The sequence below is a fragment of the Streptomyces actinomycinicus genome (assembly GCF_016741775.1).
In the GTDB taxonomy this organism is placed as follows: Bacteria; Actinomycetota; Actinomycetes; order Streptomycetales; family Streptomycetaceae; genus Streptomyces; species Streptomyces actinomycinicus.
On sequence record NZ_JAERRK010000004.1, the window covers coordinates 136,743 to 150,856 of the forward strand.

Sequence of the window (14,114 nt, forward strand, 5' to 3'; positions counted from 1 at the left end):
GCCCCGTCACGCTCTCTGGTCACCCGAGGGCCTCGTACTCAGGGGACGGATGGACCAGTTCGGGGTGTTCCACCACGTAACGGTCGCCGTGGATCGTGAGCATCGCCCAATGCCAGGCCTCGTCGTGAAAGACGAGGCAGCGGTACGGGGCATCCTCCGGCTCGTACGGGTAGTGCTCCAGGGCGGCTTGCCAGGCTTCCGCCGGCGTCAACCCGCCATGGTGCTCCATCACCCATGCGTAGCCACGCCGCTCGGAATGCAGATAGTCGAGGTACTCCGCCTCACTCCATGTCACGGCTCAACCCTAGGAGGGCCGTCGCCGGTACCGAAGGGAGGGCCGGGGGGGGCAACACGCTCCGAGCGGAAGGATCCGTGGCAGGGAGCTGACTCGTTCGGGTGAGGGTGGATCGATTCGGCGGGCGACGGACGCCTGGTGGGCATGGCCGTGGAAAGGGTGACTCCCGCACGTAGCCGCTCCTCTCCTCACGAAGGGACCACCTTCTCCATGTGTCTGCGCAACGCTGCGGTCGCCGCCTTCGGCGCGCTCGCCCTGGTCCTGACCGTTCCCGCCTCCGCTTCCGCCGCGGAGGGACAGTTCCAGTACACCTACACCGGTCCGGACGGACGCCCTCAGATCGCCGTTCTGGATGACCCGGAAAGCCTGGAGTGCATCACGCTCCCAGAGGTCGCGGACCCCGGATCCAGCTCTCCGGCCCATTCTCCGCGCAACCGGACCGACGAGCGGGCCACGGTGTTCACCGAGCCGGACTGCACGGGAGACGCATTCACACTGCGCCCGCAGACCGGGTACGGAAGCGAGCGCCTGAAGCTTCGATCGGTCTACTTCTCCTGAGGGGTCGGCCGACTTCTCCTGAGAAGTCGGTCCGCTTGTCCTGAAGCGGAAGGGTCAGGCGCCACCCGTCCGCACGGAGTCGCGGACCGGCTCTCCACTGGCTCTTCACCGGCCGGCTCTCCACTGGCCGGCTCTTCACCGGCCGGCTCTTCACCGGCCGGCTCTTCACTGGCCCACTCTTCCGTCGACGCATTCGCGCAGCAGGTCGGCGTGCCCGCAGTGACGGGCGTACTCCTCGACCCGGTGCACCATCAGCTCCCTGATGGCGATCCGCTCCCTTCCCACCCGCTCCCCCAGGTCCGGGTACCCGGCCAGTGCGGCGTCGGTCGCGGCCTGCTCGCGTTCGAGATCGGCGTACGCGGCGTCGACCACGGCCTGTTCGGCGACAGCTCCGTCGAAATCCGCGTCCTTGCGGCCGTACAGCTTCGGCAGCGCGTCGCCGTCGGTGATCCAGTTGCGCCAGTCGCGCTCCACCTCGGCAAGGTGCCGGAGCAGGCCGAGCAGCGACATCGTCGACGGTGGAACCGACCTTCGGGCCAGCTGCTCCGGGTCGAGACCCTCGCACTTCATCCGCAGGGTCATGCGGTAGTTCGTCAGGAAGTCCAGCAGTGTCGCGAACTCGCCCTCGGGACTGTCCCCGTTGTCGCGGGGGTCGTCGGCCGGATCGGCCCACATGTCGGGGTAGACGGTCGCCTGGGTCCATCGCTCGGGTTGGCCGGTCATGCGCTGCATGGTGATCCGGGACGGCCCGGGTTCGCCACCGAGTTTCTCGTCCTGCGGTTGGTCAGCAGCCGTGATCCCGCAGTCGACGGACCTCCCGTGAAACCGCCTGCCCGGCAATCTCACTGCACGTTCGCGGCCGCCGGCGCATCCTGCTCGGATGGGCTTCTCCGTCAACGTCCCCGACTTCGGTGACTTCGCCGCCCCCCGTAACGTCGCCACCGCGGCGGCTGCCGCGGAACAGGCGGTCTGGGACGGGCTCTTCGTCTGGGACCACGTACTCCATCGTCAATTCCAGGGCCGCCCCTTCGGCGATCCCTGGATGCTGCTGACCGCGGCCGCGTTGGCGACCTCCCGCATACGACTGGGCACCATGTTGACGCCGGTTCCCCGTTACCGGCCGCAGCAACTCGCCCGCCAGGTGGCCACCCTGGACCACCTCAGCGGGGGCCGGGTGATCTTCGCGGCAGGTCTGGGCGGTCCGGTCGAGGACGAGTACCGCAGCTTCGGTGACGAGGCCGAGCCGCGCCTCCTCGCCGAGCGTCTGGACGAGGGGCTGGAGCTGTTGAGGCACCTCTGGTCCGGCGAGCAGGTGAACCACCGGGGCCGGCACTACGAGGACCGGGACGTGACGCTGTTGCCCGCCCCGGTGCAACGCCCGTGCCCACCGGTGTGGATCGGTGGATTCTGGCCGCGCCGTCCGCCCATGCGTCGGGCGGCGCGGTGGGACGGCGCGGTGCCGCTGTTCGAGACGGCCCGGCACGGGCATGTACCCGACCTGGCCGAAGTACGGGACCTCGTCGGCTACGTGCGCAAACATCGTACGGCCGGGGCCGGCTGCCCTTCGAGTTCGTGCTCGGCGGTGCCACGCCCGCGGACGCGGCCAAGGCCAAGGCCAAGGACGTGATCGGTCCGCTGCACGACGCCGGCGCCACCTGGTGGGACGGGCGGCAGGTGCAGACCGGCCCCGACCTGGACCGCCTGTCTCCGCTGCTCCGCCGCATCGAGGCGGGACCACCGGTGATCTGATCGGCCGGTGCAGGTGTGCGGGGCTTACCGCTGCCGCTCCTGGATTCCTGCCGCACCGGAGGACGCCGTCGCCATTCTCATTCCGCCCTACCGGCGGCAGCACTCTCAGCCTCGAAGCAGGTGCCGCACGTCAGCCGCCTGGCCTCCGGTCCTGGGCTGGAGGAACCGGACGGGTTCGACACCGAAGTACTGGTGACATGTGCATGCCTGCCGCAGATTCCGGCTCCGCACCGCGCGCAGACACCGGCAGCAACAGCCGGGCTCGGCACGGTCAGCCCGGCCCGGCTCTCGAGAACGCAGTCAAAGCAGTGCATGATGACCTGCCCTTCTCGGGCTGAAAGCCTTGCCCTACCTCATAATAGACTCGACCCCTTCGAGGCGCGCGGCTCCGCCGACTCCGCTCCGGCCCGCCAGTCCCCACGCCGGTCGGCGCGCATGCGGACCGCCCCGACCAGGGCGCGCTCGGCGCCGCCCTCGCCGAGTCCCGGCACGTACGTCGCCTGCAGGCACCCCACCACCCGTGCCGCCGCCGTCGACCAGCGACGATGAGCGCCGTGTCCGGAACCGACGCCGATACCTCTACCCGTTGCCGGGGTACGTCCCGTGGGCCACGCGCGTCGGGTGGGAATTGCGGGGCGTGAATGGGTCCGGGGCCGTTTATTCGCGGTGTGCATATATGCATCTCGGTGAACTCACTTACAGGCCACCCGGTGCTTCGCTAATCTGCTGATGATCCTGGCTGTCCGGTCGAAATGGCAGGGGAGCCCAAGCGGCCGTGCGCCGGTTCGGATCGGGGGGAGTACGTGATGCAGCGCCTTGGTGTCAGGGCGGCGGTCGTCGCTGTCGTGTTGCTGATCGTCGCCGCGGGCTCGGCCTATTTACTGTTGCGGCCCGACGAGTCGGCGGATTCGGTCCGGTTCGCGCTCGTCGCGGACAGCCGACTGTCCGCGCTGGCACTGCCGGGGGATCCGGACGGGACGTGCGAAGCGGATGCGAGCGTGTGCCGGTCGGTCCTTCGGGTGGAGAAGAACGGCGAGGTCAGAAAGGTCCTGGTGACCGCTCGGGACGCGCTGCCGGAAGGGGTTCGACTGGCCTACTGGGGTTGCCGGGAGGGCCCCGGCTCGTCCGCTTGCACGGTTCGCCAGGACCGCGACGCCACCATCTGCGTGACCACGACCGGACCCGTCGACGTGGCCCGCAAGGCGTGCGGGAACAAGGCCGCGCGGCCGGCGGCCGGCGGACCGGGAAAGCTGACCGTGATCTTCCAGACCAAATGGAAGATCGATCTGTTCGGCAATTTCAAGGAGTCCTGCGGCAGCGACGGCACCCTCGGAAAGAAGTGCGAAATACCTGTCAAGCAAGGAAAGATCTATTACCTGCGCGCCCAGCCCGCCTCGGCGGACGATCCGTACGCGCACCCCGCCCGGAAGCCGGGATTCTCCTACATGTACGTCCAGTACGAGGGCTGCAACAGCGGCTTGGGACACGGCGACTCGATCACCTGCGCGGTCTTCGGGTCGGCTGGGAAATCAACCGTCTGCGTGTCCACCGGGGACGAGTTCGAGCAGAAGTCCGCGCGGGCATGCCTCGCCTACCGCAGGACGGAGACGCCATGACCGGCCGCCTTGCGCGATGCCTCCTCCCGGTGGTCCTGCTCCTCGCGGCCGGATGCACGTCGTCCGGCCCGCAGCACGACGACGGCGCAGGCCCCGGCCACGAGGGCGCGGCCCCGGGCACTTCGGCGTCCGCGTCCTCCCGGTCCGGTGCGGGTGGAGTACCCGTTGCGGTACTGATGTCCTCCGCGTGGAGTTCCGGGATCGGCTCCGACATCCCCGGTCAGAAGTTCTGCCCGGACATCCGGGAGAGGGGCAAGCCCCAGCCCCGTACAGCCGTTTCCTGCCGGTTCGTCGTACCCCGCGGCACCGTGGTCAAGCTCACCGCGAAGGTGCGGGCCGAGCATCCCAGCCTGGTGATCTCCGACGAAGGGGTGCGGCTCACCCTCTGCCCCCACGGCGTCTGGTCCGAGACGTCCCGCACCGTGACCTGCACGGTGACCGTTGCGGAGGGGACGGCGCTGTGCCTGGACGACAACCAGCCGCATGACTCCGTCGAATGCGAGTGGGTGGCCCAGGGATACGCCCGCCTGCCCGCCACCGCCCCGTCCGGTTTCCGTCCCGGCCCGCACCAGGCGGCGCGTCCCGACGAACCGTTCAGCTGACGGGGCCGGGCGGTGAACGACGACCAGGCAGGCGCCGGACAGGACGAACCACGCCGGCTGATGCTGGCCGGCATGCGCGGCAGGCTCCGCCGGTACACGGAGGCGTCCACGCCGGGGGTGCGGCGCTGGACCCCGCGCCTGCTGCTGGCCGCCCTGGCGGCCGGGGCGTTCGGCGCGCTGCTGGGGCCCGACGCGGCACTCCTGCCGACCAGCATCGGCGTCCTCAGCTCGGTCGGCGGGAACGTCCTCACCGACCTCGTCACCTCGGCCGTGGACCACCTGCGGCCCGATGCCTCGCGCGAGGAGGCCGAGGACGAACTCCAGCGGCGGATCGAGGAGGTGCTCGCCGAGGGCGGCGACCGCGCGGCGGTGCTCCGCGCGGCCGTCGCCCGGGTGCTGCGGGACAGCGGAGCCATCGGTGAACTCCTCCGGGAGGAATCGGGAAGCGGGCCGGGAACAGGCGGCGGAGCGGGCCCGGAACTGATCGTCGGCCTCACCGAACTCACCACCCAGTTCGCAGAGTTCCGCTTCCTGCTCGGTGAACTCGGCCCCGCCCTGGACGGCTTGCGGAGCAGCGTCGACCGGAACAGCGCGCAGTACGAACGGGTCATGGACGCGGTGCGCCGGCAGGAGGCCACCACCGAGAGAGTCACCGGGTACATAGCCGCCGCCCTGAGCGGCGGCCCCCCGCAGACCCGGGCCCCGGCGCCCCGGCCCCGCTGGGTGGGCGACTGCCCGTACCGCGGCCTTGCGGCGTTCCGTGAGGAGGACGCCGAGCTGTTCCACGGCCGGGCGCGGGCGATCGAGGAACTGGCCGGGATCACCTCCCTGGTGCTCGCCGACGAACACCCCGGCCCCGCCATGGTGATGCTCACCGGCGACTCCGGCGTCGGCAAGTCCTCGCTGCTGCGGGCCGGGCTGCTGCCCGCCCTGGCAGCGGGGGCCGAGGGGCTGCCACCGGAGACGGCACGGTGGCCGCAGATCGTCATGACCCCCAGGGAGTTCGGCGATCCGCTGGGCACCCTCGCCCTCCACCTCGCGCCCGTCCTCCGCGGGGGCGACCAGCGCACCCTGCGCGACCGGTTGACGGCTGATCCCGAGAGCATGGGGAGGTACGTACGGCAGGCGCTGCTCACCGAGCGGCTCGACCGCCGGCAGGCCGGCGCGCCCGCCGACGGGTTGCGACTCGTCCTCGTCGTCGACCAGTTCGAGGAACTGTTCGGGGTGGGCACCCCCGACACCCGCCAGGCCGCGGCGTTCGTCACCGCCCTGCGCTCCGCCACGACCCCGGCCGCGGGACACGGCAAGCCGCCGGCGCTGGTGGTGATCGGCATGCGAGGGGACCAGCAGGGCAACTGCTCGCGCTACGAGGTGCTGCGCCAGGCCCTCCAGCGGAACCAGTTCATCCTGGGTCCCATGGAGGAGCCGGACCTGCGCCGGGTCATCGTCGACCAGGCGGAAGCCGCCGGGCTCGAGGTGGAACCGCGGCTCGTGGAGAGGATCCTGACCGAACTGCGGACCCTCGAACACTCCGTGCCGGACGGCGGCTTCGGCGCCGGTGCGCTGCCGCTGCTGTCCCAGGCGATGCTGCTCACCTGGGGGCGCCTCGACGGGAACCGGCTCACCGACCACGGGTACGAACTGTCGGGTGGGGTGCGCGGCGCCGTCGAGACGAGCGCGGAGCGCGTGTACGCGGCCCTGAGCCCGCACGAGCAGGCCGTCGCCGCGGACGCCCTGCGCAGGCTCGCCCTCATCGGCCCGGACACGCCCGCCGTCAGCCGCCGGGTCCCGTTGCAGGACCTGCCCGAGGAAGCACCGCCGGTGCTGCTGAAGTTCGCCGAGCGGCGACTCGTCGTGGTCGGCGACGACTTCGCGCAGCCCGCTCATCAGACGCTGCTCCAGGCATGGCCCAGGCTGCGCGAGTGGCTCGGCACCGACATCCGGGAATGGCGTCTGCACAGCCGCCTCGCCCAGGACGCCGAACGCTGGTCGGAGGACGGACGGAACCCGGCCCACCTCTATCAGGGGCCGCTGCTCGCGACGATGCGCGAGGCGGAGCGGCGATGGCGTGCCGACCCCGGCCGGTTCCCCACGCCGGAGGGGCGGCAGCGGGAATTCCTGGAGGCCTGCTCCAGCGCCGAGACCGTACGGGTGCGCCGCCGCCGCAGGCTGACCGCCGCGGCGGCCGTGGCGGTGGTCCTGGCGGTGGTCTTCGGTGTCCTCGCCGCCGTGGCGGGCGGCAGGCTCGGCAGCGAACGCGACGCGGAGCTGTCCCGGCAGCTCGCGAGGAGCAGCGCGCAGGACGCCGACCCGGTGGAGGCTGCGCTGCTCGCGGCCGCGGCCTGGCGGGTGGCTCCGACCGACGAGGCCCGCCACGGCCTGCGCGCCGTTCTCGCGGGCCCGCTGCGCGGTACCCTCACCGGCCGCGGTGCGGTGACCGCGATCGCCCACAGCCCCGACGGCCGGACGATCGCCACCGGCGGCACGGACTCCTTGATCAGGCTCTGGGACGCGGCCTCGCACCGCCCGGTCGGCAAACCGCTCGCCGGGCCCGCCGGCACCGTGACCTCACTCGCGTTCAGCCCGGACGGCCGCACCCTGACCGGCGCGGGCGACGACCACACCGTACGGCGCTGGGACCTCCGGGGTGGCCGGTCTCGGGCCCGGGCCGGCTCGGCCATCGCTGTCGGGGACACCGGCCCGATCGTGCTCGGGCCGGGCGGCAGCAGCTTCTTCAGCGGCACGCGGCTGTGGGACACCGCCTCTGGCAAGCCCCGGGGCGACCCGCTGGACACACCGGTGAGCGGTGCCGCCTTCAGCAGCGACGGCCGGCTGCTCGCCACGGCCGACGGCGCACGGCACGTACGGGTGTGGGACACCGCCGTGCAGCGCCGGGCCGGACCCGTCCTCACGGGCGCCTCCGGCCCGCTCGCCTTCACGCCCGACGGCAAGTACCTCGTCGTCGCGGCGGCGTCAGGGGGCCTCCGGCTCCGTGACCTGGCCGGCCGGCAGTGGATCGGCGACCGGCCGGGATGCCGCGAGGGCACCGCGCCGAGCGCACTCGCCGTCGCCCCGGCCGGTACGACGATCGCAGTCGGCTGCGGGGACGGCTCGGTCACCCTGTGGAGCCTGTCCGGCCGCCGGCTGCTCGGCGGTCCGCTGCGCGGTCACGCCGGCCGGGTCGACGCCCTCTCCTTCAGCCCCGACGGCTCGGCGCTGGCCTCCGCCGGGGACGGCGGCCCGGAGGTACGGCTGTGGAGAGTCGGCGATCCACTCGTGACCTCGCTCGAAGACCGGGACGGGCCCGTCGCGGCCTCACCCGACGGACGGTACGTCGCCGCGGGCGCGCCCGGCAACGGCGACTGGCGCGTCCGGCTGTGGGACGTCGCCACCGGCCGGAACACCGCACTCGGCGGGCTGAGCGACTGGACCGGCGCGCTCGCCTTCAGCCCTGACGGTCACACCGTGGCGGGCGCGGCCGACGACCGCATCCGCATCTGGTACACCGGAAGCGGCCGGCAGTTGACCACCCTCGCCGGGGCCGGGCCGGTCCAGGCACTCGCCTGGTCCGCCGACGGACGGTCGCTGTCCGCGGCGGCGAGCGAGGCCGGCTTCACCGTGCGGCGCTGGGACGCGCGCACCGGCCGCCTGCTGCGCAGGCTCACGGCCGACGTGGCTCCGGGCGACTCGCTGGAATCCCTGGGCCACCTCACGTTCAGCCCCGATCTGCGCACCCTCGCCACGGTCGGCGAGGGGCAGTCCGTGCGGCTCTGGGAGCTGGGCCACGGCCGTCCCGCCGGTGAGGCGATGCGAGGGGAGAACGGCCGGGTCGACGCCGTCGCGTTCAGTCCCGACGGCCGCCTCCTCGCCGCGACCGGCGCCGACGGCACCGTGCGCTTGTGGGACACCACCCGCCGGCGGCCCCTCGGCCGCCCGCTGGACGGCCACTCCGACGAGGTGTCCGCCGTCGCGTTCAGCGGCGACGGCCGCACCCTCGCCTCGGCCGGCCGCGACGGTACCGTCCGGCTCTGGGACACCTCGACCCGGACCCCGCTCGGCGTGCCGTTCACCGGCCCGTTCAAAGCGGTGCGCGCCCTGGCCTTCCTGCCCGGCCGGGGAGCCCTTGCCGCGATCACCGACGTCCCCACCCTCGACGTGTGGCGGGTGGCCGAGCCCGACGACCTCCTCGGCGCGGTCTGCGCCGCGGCCGGACGGCCCATGACCCGGGCGGAGTGGGAACGGTACGCCCCCGGCGCCGAGTTCCGTCAGGTCTGCGGCGATCCGCCGTCCGGGGCGCGAGTCCTCCCCTCCGCCGCGAGCTTCCCACCGCCCGGCCCCTTGGAGTCCCCCGGCCCCTCGCGCTCACCGGTCGGCCCGGCGAGCGCCGCCCGGTACGCCGGGCGCTACACCCTCGTACTGGACGGCGATGCGACCCGGGCGGCCTTCCGGCCGGAGGCGCCGGCGCAGACCCACCCCTTGCAGCAGGACCTCGACTTCCTGGCCGGCTTCTACCGCGGCGACCACGAGCTGACCTTGCGCTCCGCGTGCACCGCCACGGACTGCACGCTCCGCATGACCGGCTTCGCCGACCTCCCCGCCGTCACCCTCCGCCGCACCACGAAGGGCACGTTCCGCGGCACGGCCGGGGCCCGCACCTGGACCCTCCGCGCCGACACAGTCGCGGACGGACGAGTCACCAGCCTCACCCTCGTCTACGAGATCCGGGACGCCTCTCGCCGGTACAGCGGCGCGCAGGGTTTCCGTGGCGCCAGGCCATGAACAGGGCCACGGTCGCGGGCGGTCAGACTCGCTCCAGGGGACGGTGCGGACCGGCGGGGAGTTCCACTTCGATCGGGTCGCCGGGGCGCACCACGCCCCCGTCCCTCACGACGCTCATGATCCCGGCTTTGCGCACGATGTTGCCCGTCTCGTCGCGGCCGACGACTTGCTTCAGCAGCCCGTCCCGGAAGTTGTCGATCTGCAGGCAGGGATTGCGGAGGCCGGTCACCTCCAGGACCGCGGAGCCGCCGATGCGCAGTACCGCGCCGACCGGCAGACCGAGCAGATCGATGCCGAGCGTGGTGATGTTCTCACCGAGGTCGCCGGGCGTCACCTCGAACCCTGCTGCGCCGACCTCGGCGAACAGCTCTTCATGGATGAGGTGGACTTGGCGCAGATTGGGCTGGGTGGGATCCTGCGCGACGCGCGAGCGGTGCCTGACCGTCACGCCCGCGTGCACGTCCCCCTCCACACCGAGTCCGGCGAGCAGTGTGATGCTGTCCCGGTTCGGCTTGGTGAACGCATACTCCCCGTTGCTGCTGACCGCCGTAACCCTTCCGCGCACCGCGGGCCCCCTCGTCATCGACCTTGATCACCTATGAGCCTGGCGGCGGACCTTCAGGGCGAGGGCCGCGCGCCACCATCGCTCGGCGCCATACTCCCCGAACCGCTCCGCCTCGGTGCCCCCGGGGTCCCCCTGGCGGTCAGGACCCCGAGGTCCCCAGGAGTCCTCCCTACCGGTTCGACTTCGATGCGCTGATGTCGCCCAGCGCCGATCCCGGGTCCCGCTCGATCGCCAGGTCGCCGAGCGACAGGATCCCGACGGGATGTCCCTCTTCGACCACCGGCAGACGTCGGACGGAGTGCTCGCGCATGAGCTCGACCGCATGGTCGAGATCCTCGTCGGGGGTCACCGTGATGAGATCGCCGCTGCAGGCGGCGGCAACGGTCCTGTGTTCCAGGTCTCCGCCCTCTGCAAGCGCACGCACCACGAGGTCCCGGTCGCTGACCAGGCCGCGCAGATCATCCCCCTCGGTGACCAGAACGGCCCCGATGTCCTCGTCGCGCATCCTCTGGGCCACCGCCGTCACCGACGTCTGCGGTTCCACCGTCACCAGCCGGCTGGTCATGATGTCACGCACATGCTGCGTCATGGCGTCTCCCTTCGGTTCGTTCTTCGTTCCTCCGCATGCCGGGTACCCGAGGGACGGCCTGTCCCACCAGCGGTGACCCACGGATCCTGCCGGCACCGGACCACGGAGCGGCGGCCCGCGGAGCCCGTTCCGTACCCTTGCGGCATGCGCATGCGCCCCACGTTGAGCTGGACCCCCACCGAGGACCTGCCACCAGGCACGACGGATCTCGCGCCGGTCACGGACGCACTGCGGGCCGGCGGTGTGGTGGTACTCAGCGGGGCGGGCATCTCCACGGAGTCCGGTATCCCCGACTACCGGGGCGAGGGCGGGAGCCTGAGCCGGCACACCCCCATGACGTATCAGGACTTCACCTCCAGCGCCCAGGCCCGGCGCCGCTACTGGGCGCGCAGCCACCTCGGCTGGCGCACGTTCGGCCGTGCCCGCCCCAACGCCGGACACAGGGCGGTGGCGGCGTTCGGGCTGCACGGCCTGCTCTCGGCTGTGATCACCCAGAACGTGGACGGCCTGCACCAGGCCGCCGGCAGTGAGGGCGTGGTGGAACTCCACGGCAGCCTGGACCGGGTCGTCTGCCTGTCCTGTGGCGCGTTCAGCCCGCGCCGCGAACTCGCCGGGCGGCTGGAGGAGGCCAATCCCGGTTTCGAGCCGGTGGCGGCGGGAATCAACCCGGACGGCGACGCCGATCTCACCGATGCACAGGTCGGGGACTTCCGCGTGGCCCCCTGCACGCTCTGCGGCGGCATCCTGAAACCGGACGTGGTGTTCTTCGGCGAAGCCGTTCCGCCCCAGCGGGTCGAGCACTGCCGCGAGCTGGTCCGTGAGGCGGCCTCGTTGCTGGTCCTGGGATCCTCGCTGACCGTGATGTCAGGCCTCCGGTTCGTCCGCCAGGCGGCCCGGGCCGGGACGCCCGTGCTGATCGTCAACCGCGACCCCACCCGGGGCGACCGGCACGCCCTGACCCGGGTCGCGCTCCCGCTGGGAACGGCTCTCACCACCGTGGCCGGGCGACTGGGCATCCCCTTCGACGGCCACACGGCCGCCTGAGGCACGGCCGGACAGCCGCCTCAGGTACGGCCAGGGAGCCGGACAGCGGCCTCAGGTACGGCGAGGGAGTCACGGGGTGCCTCGCGCCGCCGGACCGGTTCAGTGCCGTCCGCGCCCGTCGTCGTCCGGGTCGCCGAGCCGTACCGCGAGGGCTGCGATGTCGTCGTCGAGTTCCCCGCCGCTGTGCTGGAGGAGTTCCCGGTGGAGACCGTCGAGCAGGGCCCTGGGCCCGGCCGGGGTCCGCCCGCTCATCCAGTCGTGCAGGGGGAAGAACTCGCCACGGTGGTTCCGGCTCTCAATGATCCCGTCGGTGTAGAAAAGCACCAGGTCACCCGGTGCACAGGCGACGATGTCGGTGATGTACGGGGTGTCGATGAGCGTCGCGAGGCTGAGAATCGGCGAGGCTGCCGTGGGGTCCAGGACCTGGAGCTTGCCCTGATGCAGGAGCAGTGGGGGAGGATGCCCGCAGTTGAGGATCTTGATGTGGCCGCCGTGATCCGGGAACTCGGCGAGCACCACCGTGGTGAACTGCTCCAGCAGGTCCCCGGTGGGGAACGTGCAGCTGTGCCGGGTGCTGCTGATGTCCAGGCGGCGGACGATGCCTTCCAGATCGGGCTCGTCGTACGCGGCCTCCCTGAAGCAGTTGACCACCGCCGCGGCGGAACCCACGGCGGGCAGGCCCTTGCCCCGCACGTCCCCGATGATCAGTCGCACCCCGTGCGGCGTGGTGACCGCCTCGTAGAAATCACCGCCGATGCGAGCCTGCGCGGCGGCCGCGAGGTACATCGAGGCGACCTCCAGCAACCCCACGTTGCGGGGCAGAGGACGCAGGAGCACCTTCTGTGCCGCGTCGGCGACGAGGCGTAGCTGGACGAAATCCTGTTCCCGCTTGATCCGGACGCTGCAGGCGTACGCCGCAGCCACCGTGACCGCGGCGATGGCTCCCACGGTGAACCAGGTGCCCAGATCGGGATACACCAGGCTCAGCGCGATCATGATCACGACACAGGCCACTCCCAGCAGGACGGTGGGCAGTACGGGCCAGATGGAGGCTGCGAGGGCCGGAGCGGCGGTCAGAAGGCGGCTGAATGCGATCTTCCGCGGAGTGGAGAACGCCAGGGCCGTGACGATCACGGTCAAGATCACCGGTGAGAGCAGGGCGGGACTCCACCGTTGGCGGAGGGGATGACGGATGCGCATCCACCCAGTCCAGAGCATAAAACACAGCATATCGGCACATATCGGATGTTCTCTGGTTACGAGTGGGGCCGGTCGTCGTTCACGGGGCCGTGGAACGGTCCGTCCCGCCGGGCGGTCCGATCCGGTCCCCGCCCCTCATGCGGCCCCAGGAATTCCGGCCCCATGCGCCCCAGGAATAGCGAGGGACCATCCCCCGGTTGCTGCAAGCATGACAACCAGTGCTCCGCGGCCCGAGGTGCTGCGATACACCGCCTTCTCCACCGACCCCGCCGGCGGAAACCCCGCCGGCGTCGTCCTGGACGCCACCGCCCTCCGTGACAGCGACATGCTGGCCATCGCCGCCGACCTCGGGTACTCGGAGTCCGCGTTCCTGACCGGGCCCCCGGAGGACTCGGGCAGCCGGCCGGGCAGGGCGTACGGCATCCGCTACTTCAGCCCCAAGGCCGAGGTGCCCTTCTGCGGACACGCCACCGTCGCGACCGCCATCGCACTCGCCGAGCGGATCGGCCCCGGCGAGCTGGTCTTCGCGACGCGTGCCGGCACCGTGCCGGTGGAGGTGGTCGAGGAGGGCGGGACGTTCCGGGCCACGCTCACCAGCGTCGAGCCGCACATCGAGGAGGTCGCCGACGCCGATCTCGCGGAGGCGCTCGCCGCGCTCGACTGGCCGGCCGCCGATCTCGACCCGGACTTCCCGCCCCGCGTCGCGTTCGCCGGTGCCCGGCATCTCGTACTCGCCGCGGCGACGCGTGAGCGCCTCGCGGATCTCGCCTACGACTTCGCGCGGCTCGAAGCCCTGATGCACCGATTGGACCTGACCACGATCCAGTTGGTCTGGCGGGAGTCGGCCACCGTCTTCCACGTCCGTGACCCGTTCCCCGTCGGCGGCGTCGTCGAGGACCCGGCGACCGGAGCCGCGGCGGCCGCTTTCGGTGCGTACGCCCGTGAGCTGGGTCTTGTCCCCGAGGACACCGTCCTCACGCTGCACCAGGGCGCGGATCTGGGCCGCCCCGGAGAACTCACGGTGACGTTGCGCGCGGGCGACCGGCGCATCCGTGTCAGCGGCACGGGAGCCCGTATCGGCTGAGGCCATGGGGGTTCTTGCGGGCCAAGGGGCGCC

Annotated in this window: 11 protein-coding genes and 1 pseudogene; 7 read left to right on the forward strand and 5 right to left on the reverse strand. The window is 71.9% G+C overall.

The window, feature by feature from the left end; genetic code table 11:
• Window positions 1-19: 19 nt before the first annotated feature.
• Entirely contained in the window at window positions 20-295 is a 276-nt protein-coding gene (locus tag JK359_RS10220) for a hypothetical protein (protein ID WP_201834191.1), read from the reverse strand.
• Window positions 296-505: 210 nt separating this feature from the next.
• On the opposite strand from JK359_RS10220, the gene JK359_RS10225 reads away from it, so the two are divergent.
• Complete coding sequence (locus JK359_RS10225; RefSeq protein ID WP_201834193.1) at window positions 506-853, forward strand: hypothetical protein; 348 nt, start codon at window positions 506-508, stop codon at window positions 851-853.
• A gap of 165 nt (window positions 854-1,018) precedes the next feature.
• Here JK359_RS10225 and JK359_RS10230 read toward each other — a convergent pair whose 3' ends face one another.
• Window positions 1,019-1,585, reverse strand: coding sequence for a DinB family protein (locus JK359_RS10230; RefSeq protein WP_201834195.1), 567 nt, complete (start codon window positions 1,583-1,585; stop codon window positions 1,019-1,021).
• 148 nt (window positions 1,586-1,733) lie between these two features.
• Between JK359_RS10230 and JK359_RS10235 the strand changes: the two are divergent.
• From JK359_RS10235 to JK359_RS40095, 4 genes and pseudogenes are all read left to right on the forward strand, one after another.
• Window positions 1,734-2,602: pseudogene (locus JK359_RS10235) on the forward strand (LLM class flavin-dependent oxidoreductase).
• Window positions 2,603-3,408: 806 nt separating this feature from the next.
• Entirely contained in the window at window positions 3,409-4,218 is an 810-nt protein-coding gene (locus tag JK359_RS10240) for a hypothetical protein (protein ID WP_201834197.1), read from the forward strand.
• Complete coding sequence (locus JK359_RS10245; RefSeq protein WP_201834199.1) at window positions 4,215-4,820, forward strand: hypothetical protein; 606 nt, start codon at window positions 4,215-4,217, stop codon at window positions 4,818-4,820. Before JK359_RS10240 ends, JK359_RS10245 begins: the two co-directional genes overlap by 4 nt.
• A 12-nt stretch (window positions 4,821-4,832) precedes the next feature.
• Window positions 4,833-9,599 carry an nSTAND1 domain-containing NTPase gene (locus JK359_RS40095; RefSeq protein ID WP_201834201.1) on the forward strand — a complete coding sequence of 1,589 codons (4,767 nt, stop codon included), beginning with the start codon at window positions 4,833-4,835 and terminating at the stop codon, window positions 9,597-9,599.
• Window positions 9,600-9,621: 22 nt separating this feature from the next.
• Here the strand turns inward: JK359_RS40095 and JK359_RS10255 are convergent, their stop codons facing one another.
• Entirely contained in the window at window positions 9,622-10,164 is a 543-nt protein-coding gene (locus JK359_RS10255; RefSeq protein ID WP_307788042.1) for an MOSC domain-containing protein, read from the reverse strand.
• A gap of 169 nt (window positions 10,165-10,333) precedes the next feature.
• The gene (locus tag JK359_RS10260; RefSeq protein ID WP_201834205.1) at window positions 10,334-10,753 is read right to left on the reverse strand and encodes a CBS domain-containing protein; all 420 of its coding nucleotides are present in this window, start codon (window positions 10,751-10,753) and stop codon (window positions 10,334-10,336) included.
• 144 nt (window positions 10,754-10,897) lie between these two features.
• Between JK359_RS10260 and JK359_RS10265 the strand changes: the two genes are divergently transcribed.
• On the forward strand, window positions 10,898-11,797 hold the full coding sequence (locus JK359_RS10265; protein WP_201834206.1) for an NAD-dependent protein deacetylase: 900 nt from the start codon (window positions 10,898-10,900) through the stop codon (window positions 11,795-11,797).
• A gap of 99 nt (window positions 11,798-11,896) precedes the next feature.
• Here JK359_RS10265 and JK359_RS10270 read toward each other — a convergent pair whose 3' ends face one another.
• On the reverse strand, window positions 11,897-12,943 hold the full coding sequence (locus JK359_RS10270) for a PP2C family protein-serine/threonine phosphatase (protein ID WP_307788043.1): 1,047 nt from the start codon (window positions 12,941-12,943) through the stop codon (window positions 11,897-11,899).
• A gap of 262 nt (window positions 12,944-13,205) precedes the next feature.
• On the opposite strand from JK359_RS10270, the gene JK359_RS10275 reads away from it, so the two are divergent.
• The gene (locus JK359_RS10275) at window positions 13,206-14,081 is read left to right on the forward strand and encodes a PhzF family phenazine biosynthesis protein (protein WP_201834208.1); all 876 of its coding nucleotides are present in this window, start codon (window positions 13,206-13,208) and stop codon (window positions 14,079-14,081) included.
• Window positions 14,082-14,114 lie beyond the last annotated feature (33 nt).

Excerpts from the sequence above, each read along its gene's own strand:
- JK359_RS10260 (WP_201834205.1), bottom strand. The coding sequence starts at position 10,753 with ATGACGCAGCATGTGCGTGACATCATGACCAGCCGGCTGGTGACGGTG.
- JK359_RS10240 (WP_201834197.1), top strand. The coding sequence starts at position 3,409 with ATGCAGCGCCTTGGTGTCAGGGCGGCGGTCGTCGCTGTCGTGTTGCTG.
- JK359_RS10225 (WP_201834193.1), top strand. The coding sequence starts at position 506 with ATGTGTCTGCGCAACGCTGCGGTCGCCGCCTTCGGCGCGCTCGCCCTG.
- JK359_RS10245 (WP_201834199.1), top strand. The coding sequence starts at position 4,215 with ATGACCGGCCGCCTTGCGCGATGCCTCCTCCCGGTGGTCCTGCTCCTC.
- JK359_RS10230 (WP_201834195.1), bottom strand. The coding sequence starts at position 1,585 with ATGCAGCGCATGACCGGCCAACCCGAGCGATGGACCCAGGCGACCGTC.
- JK359_RS10275 (WP_201834208.1), top strand. The coding sequence starts at position 13,206 with ATGACAACCAGTGCTCCGCGGCCCGAGGTGCTGCGATACACCGCCTTC.
- JK359_RS10265 (WP_201834206.1), top strand. The coding sequence starts at position 10,898 with ATGCGCATGCGCCCCACGTTGAGCTGGACCCCCACCGAGGACCTGCCA.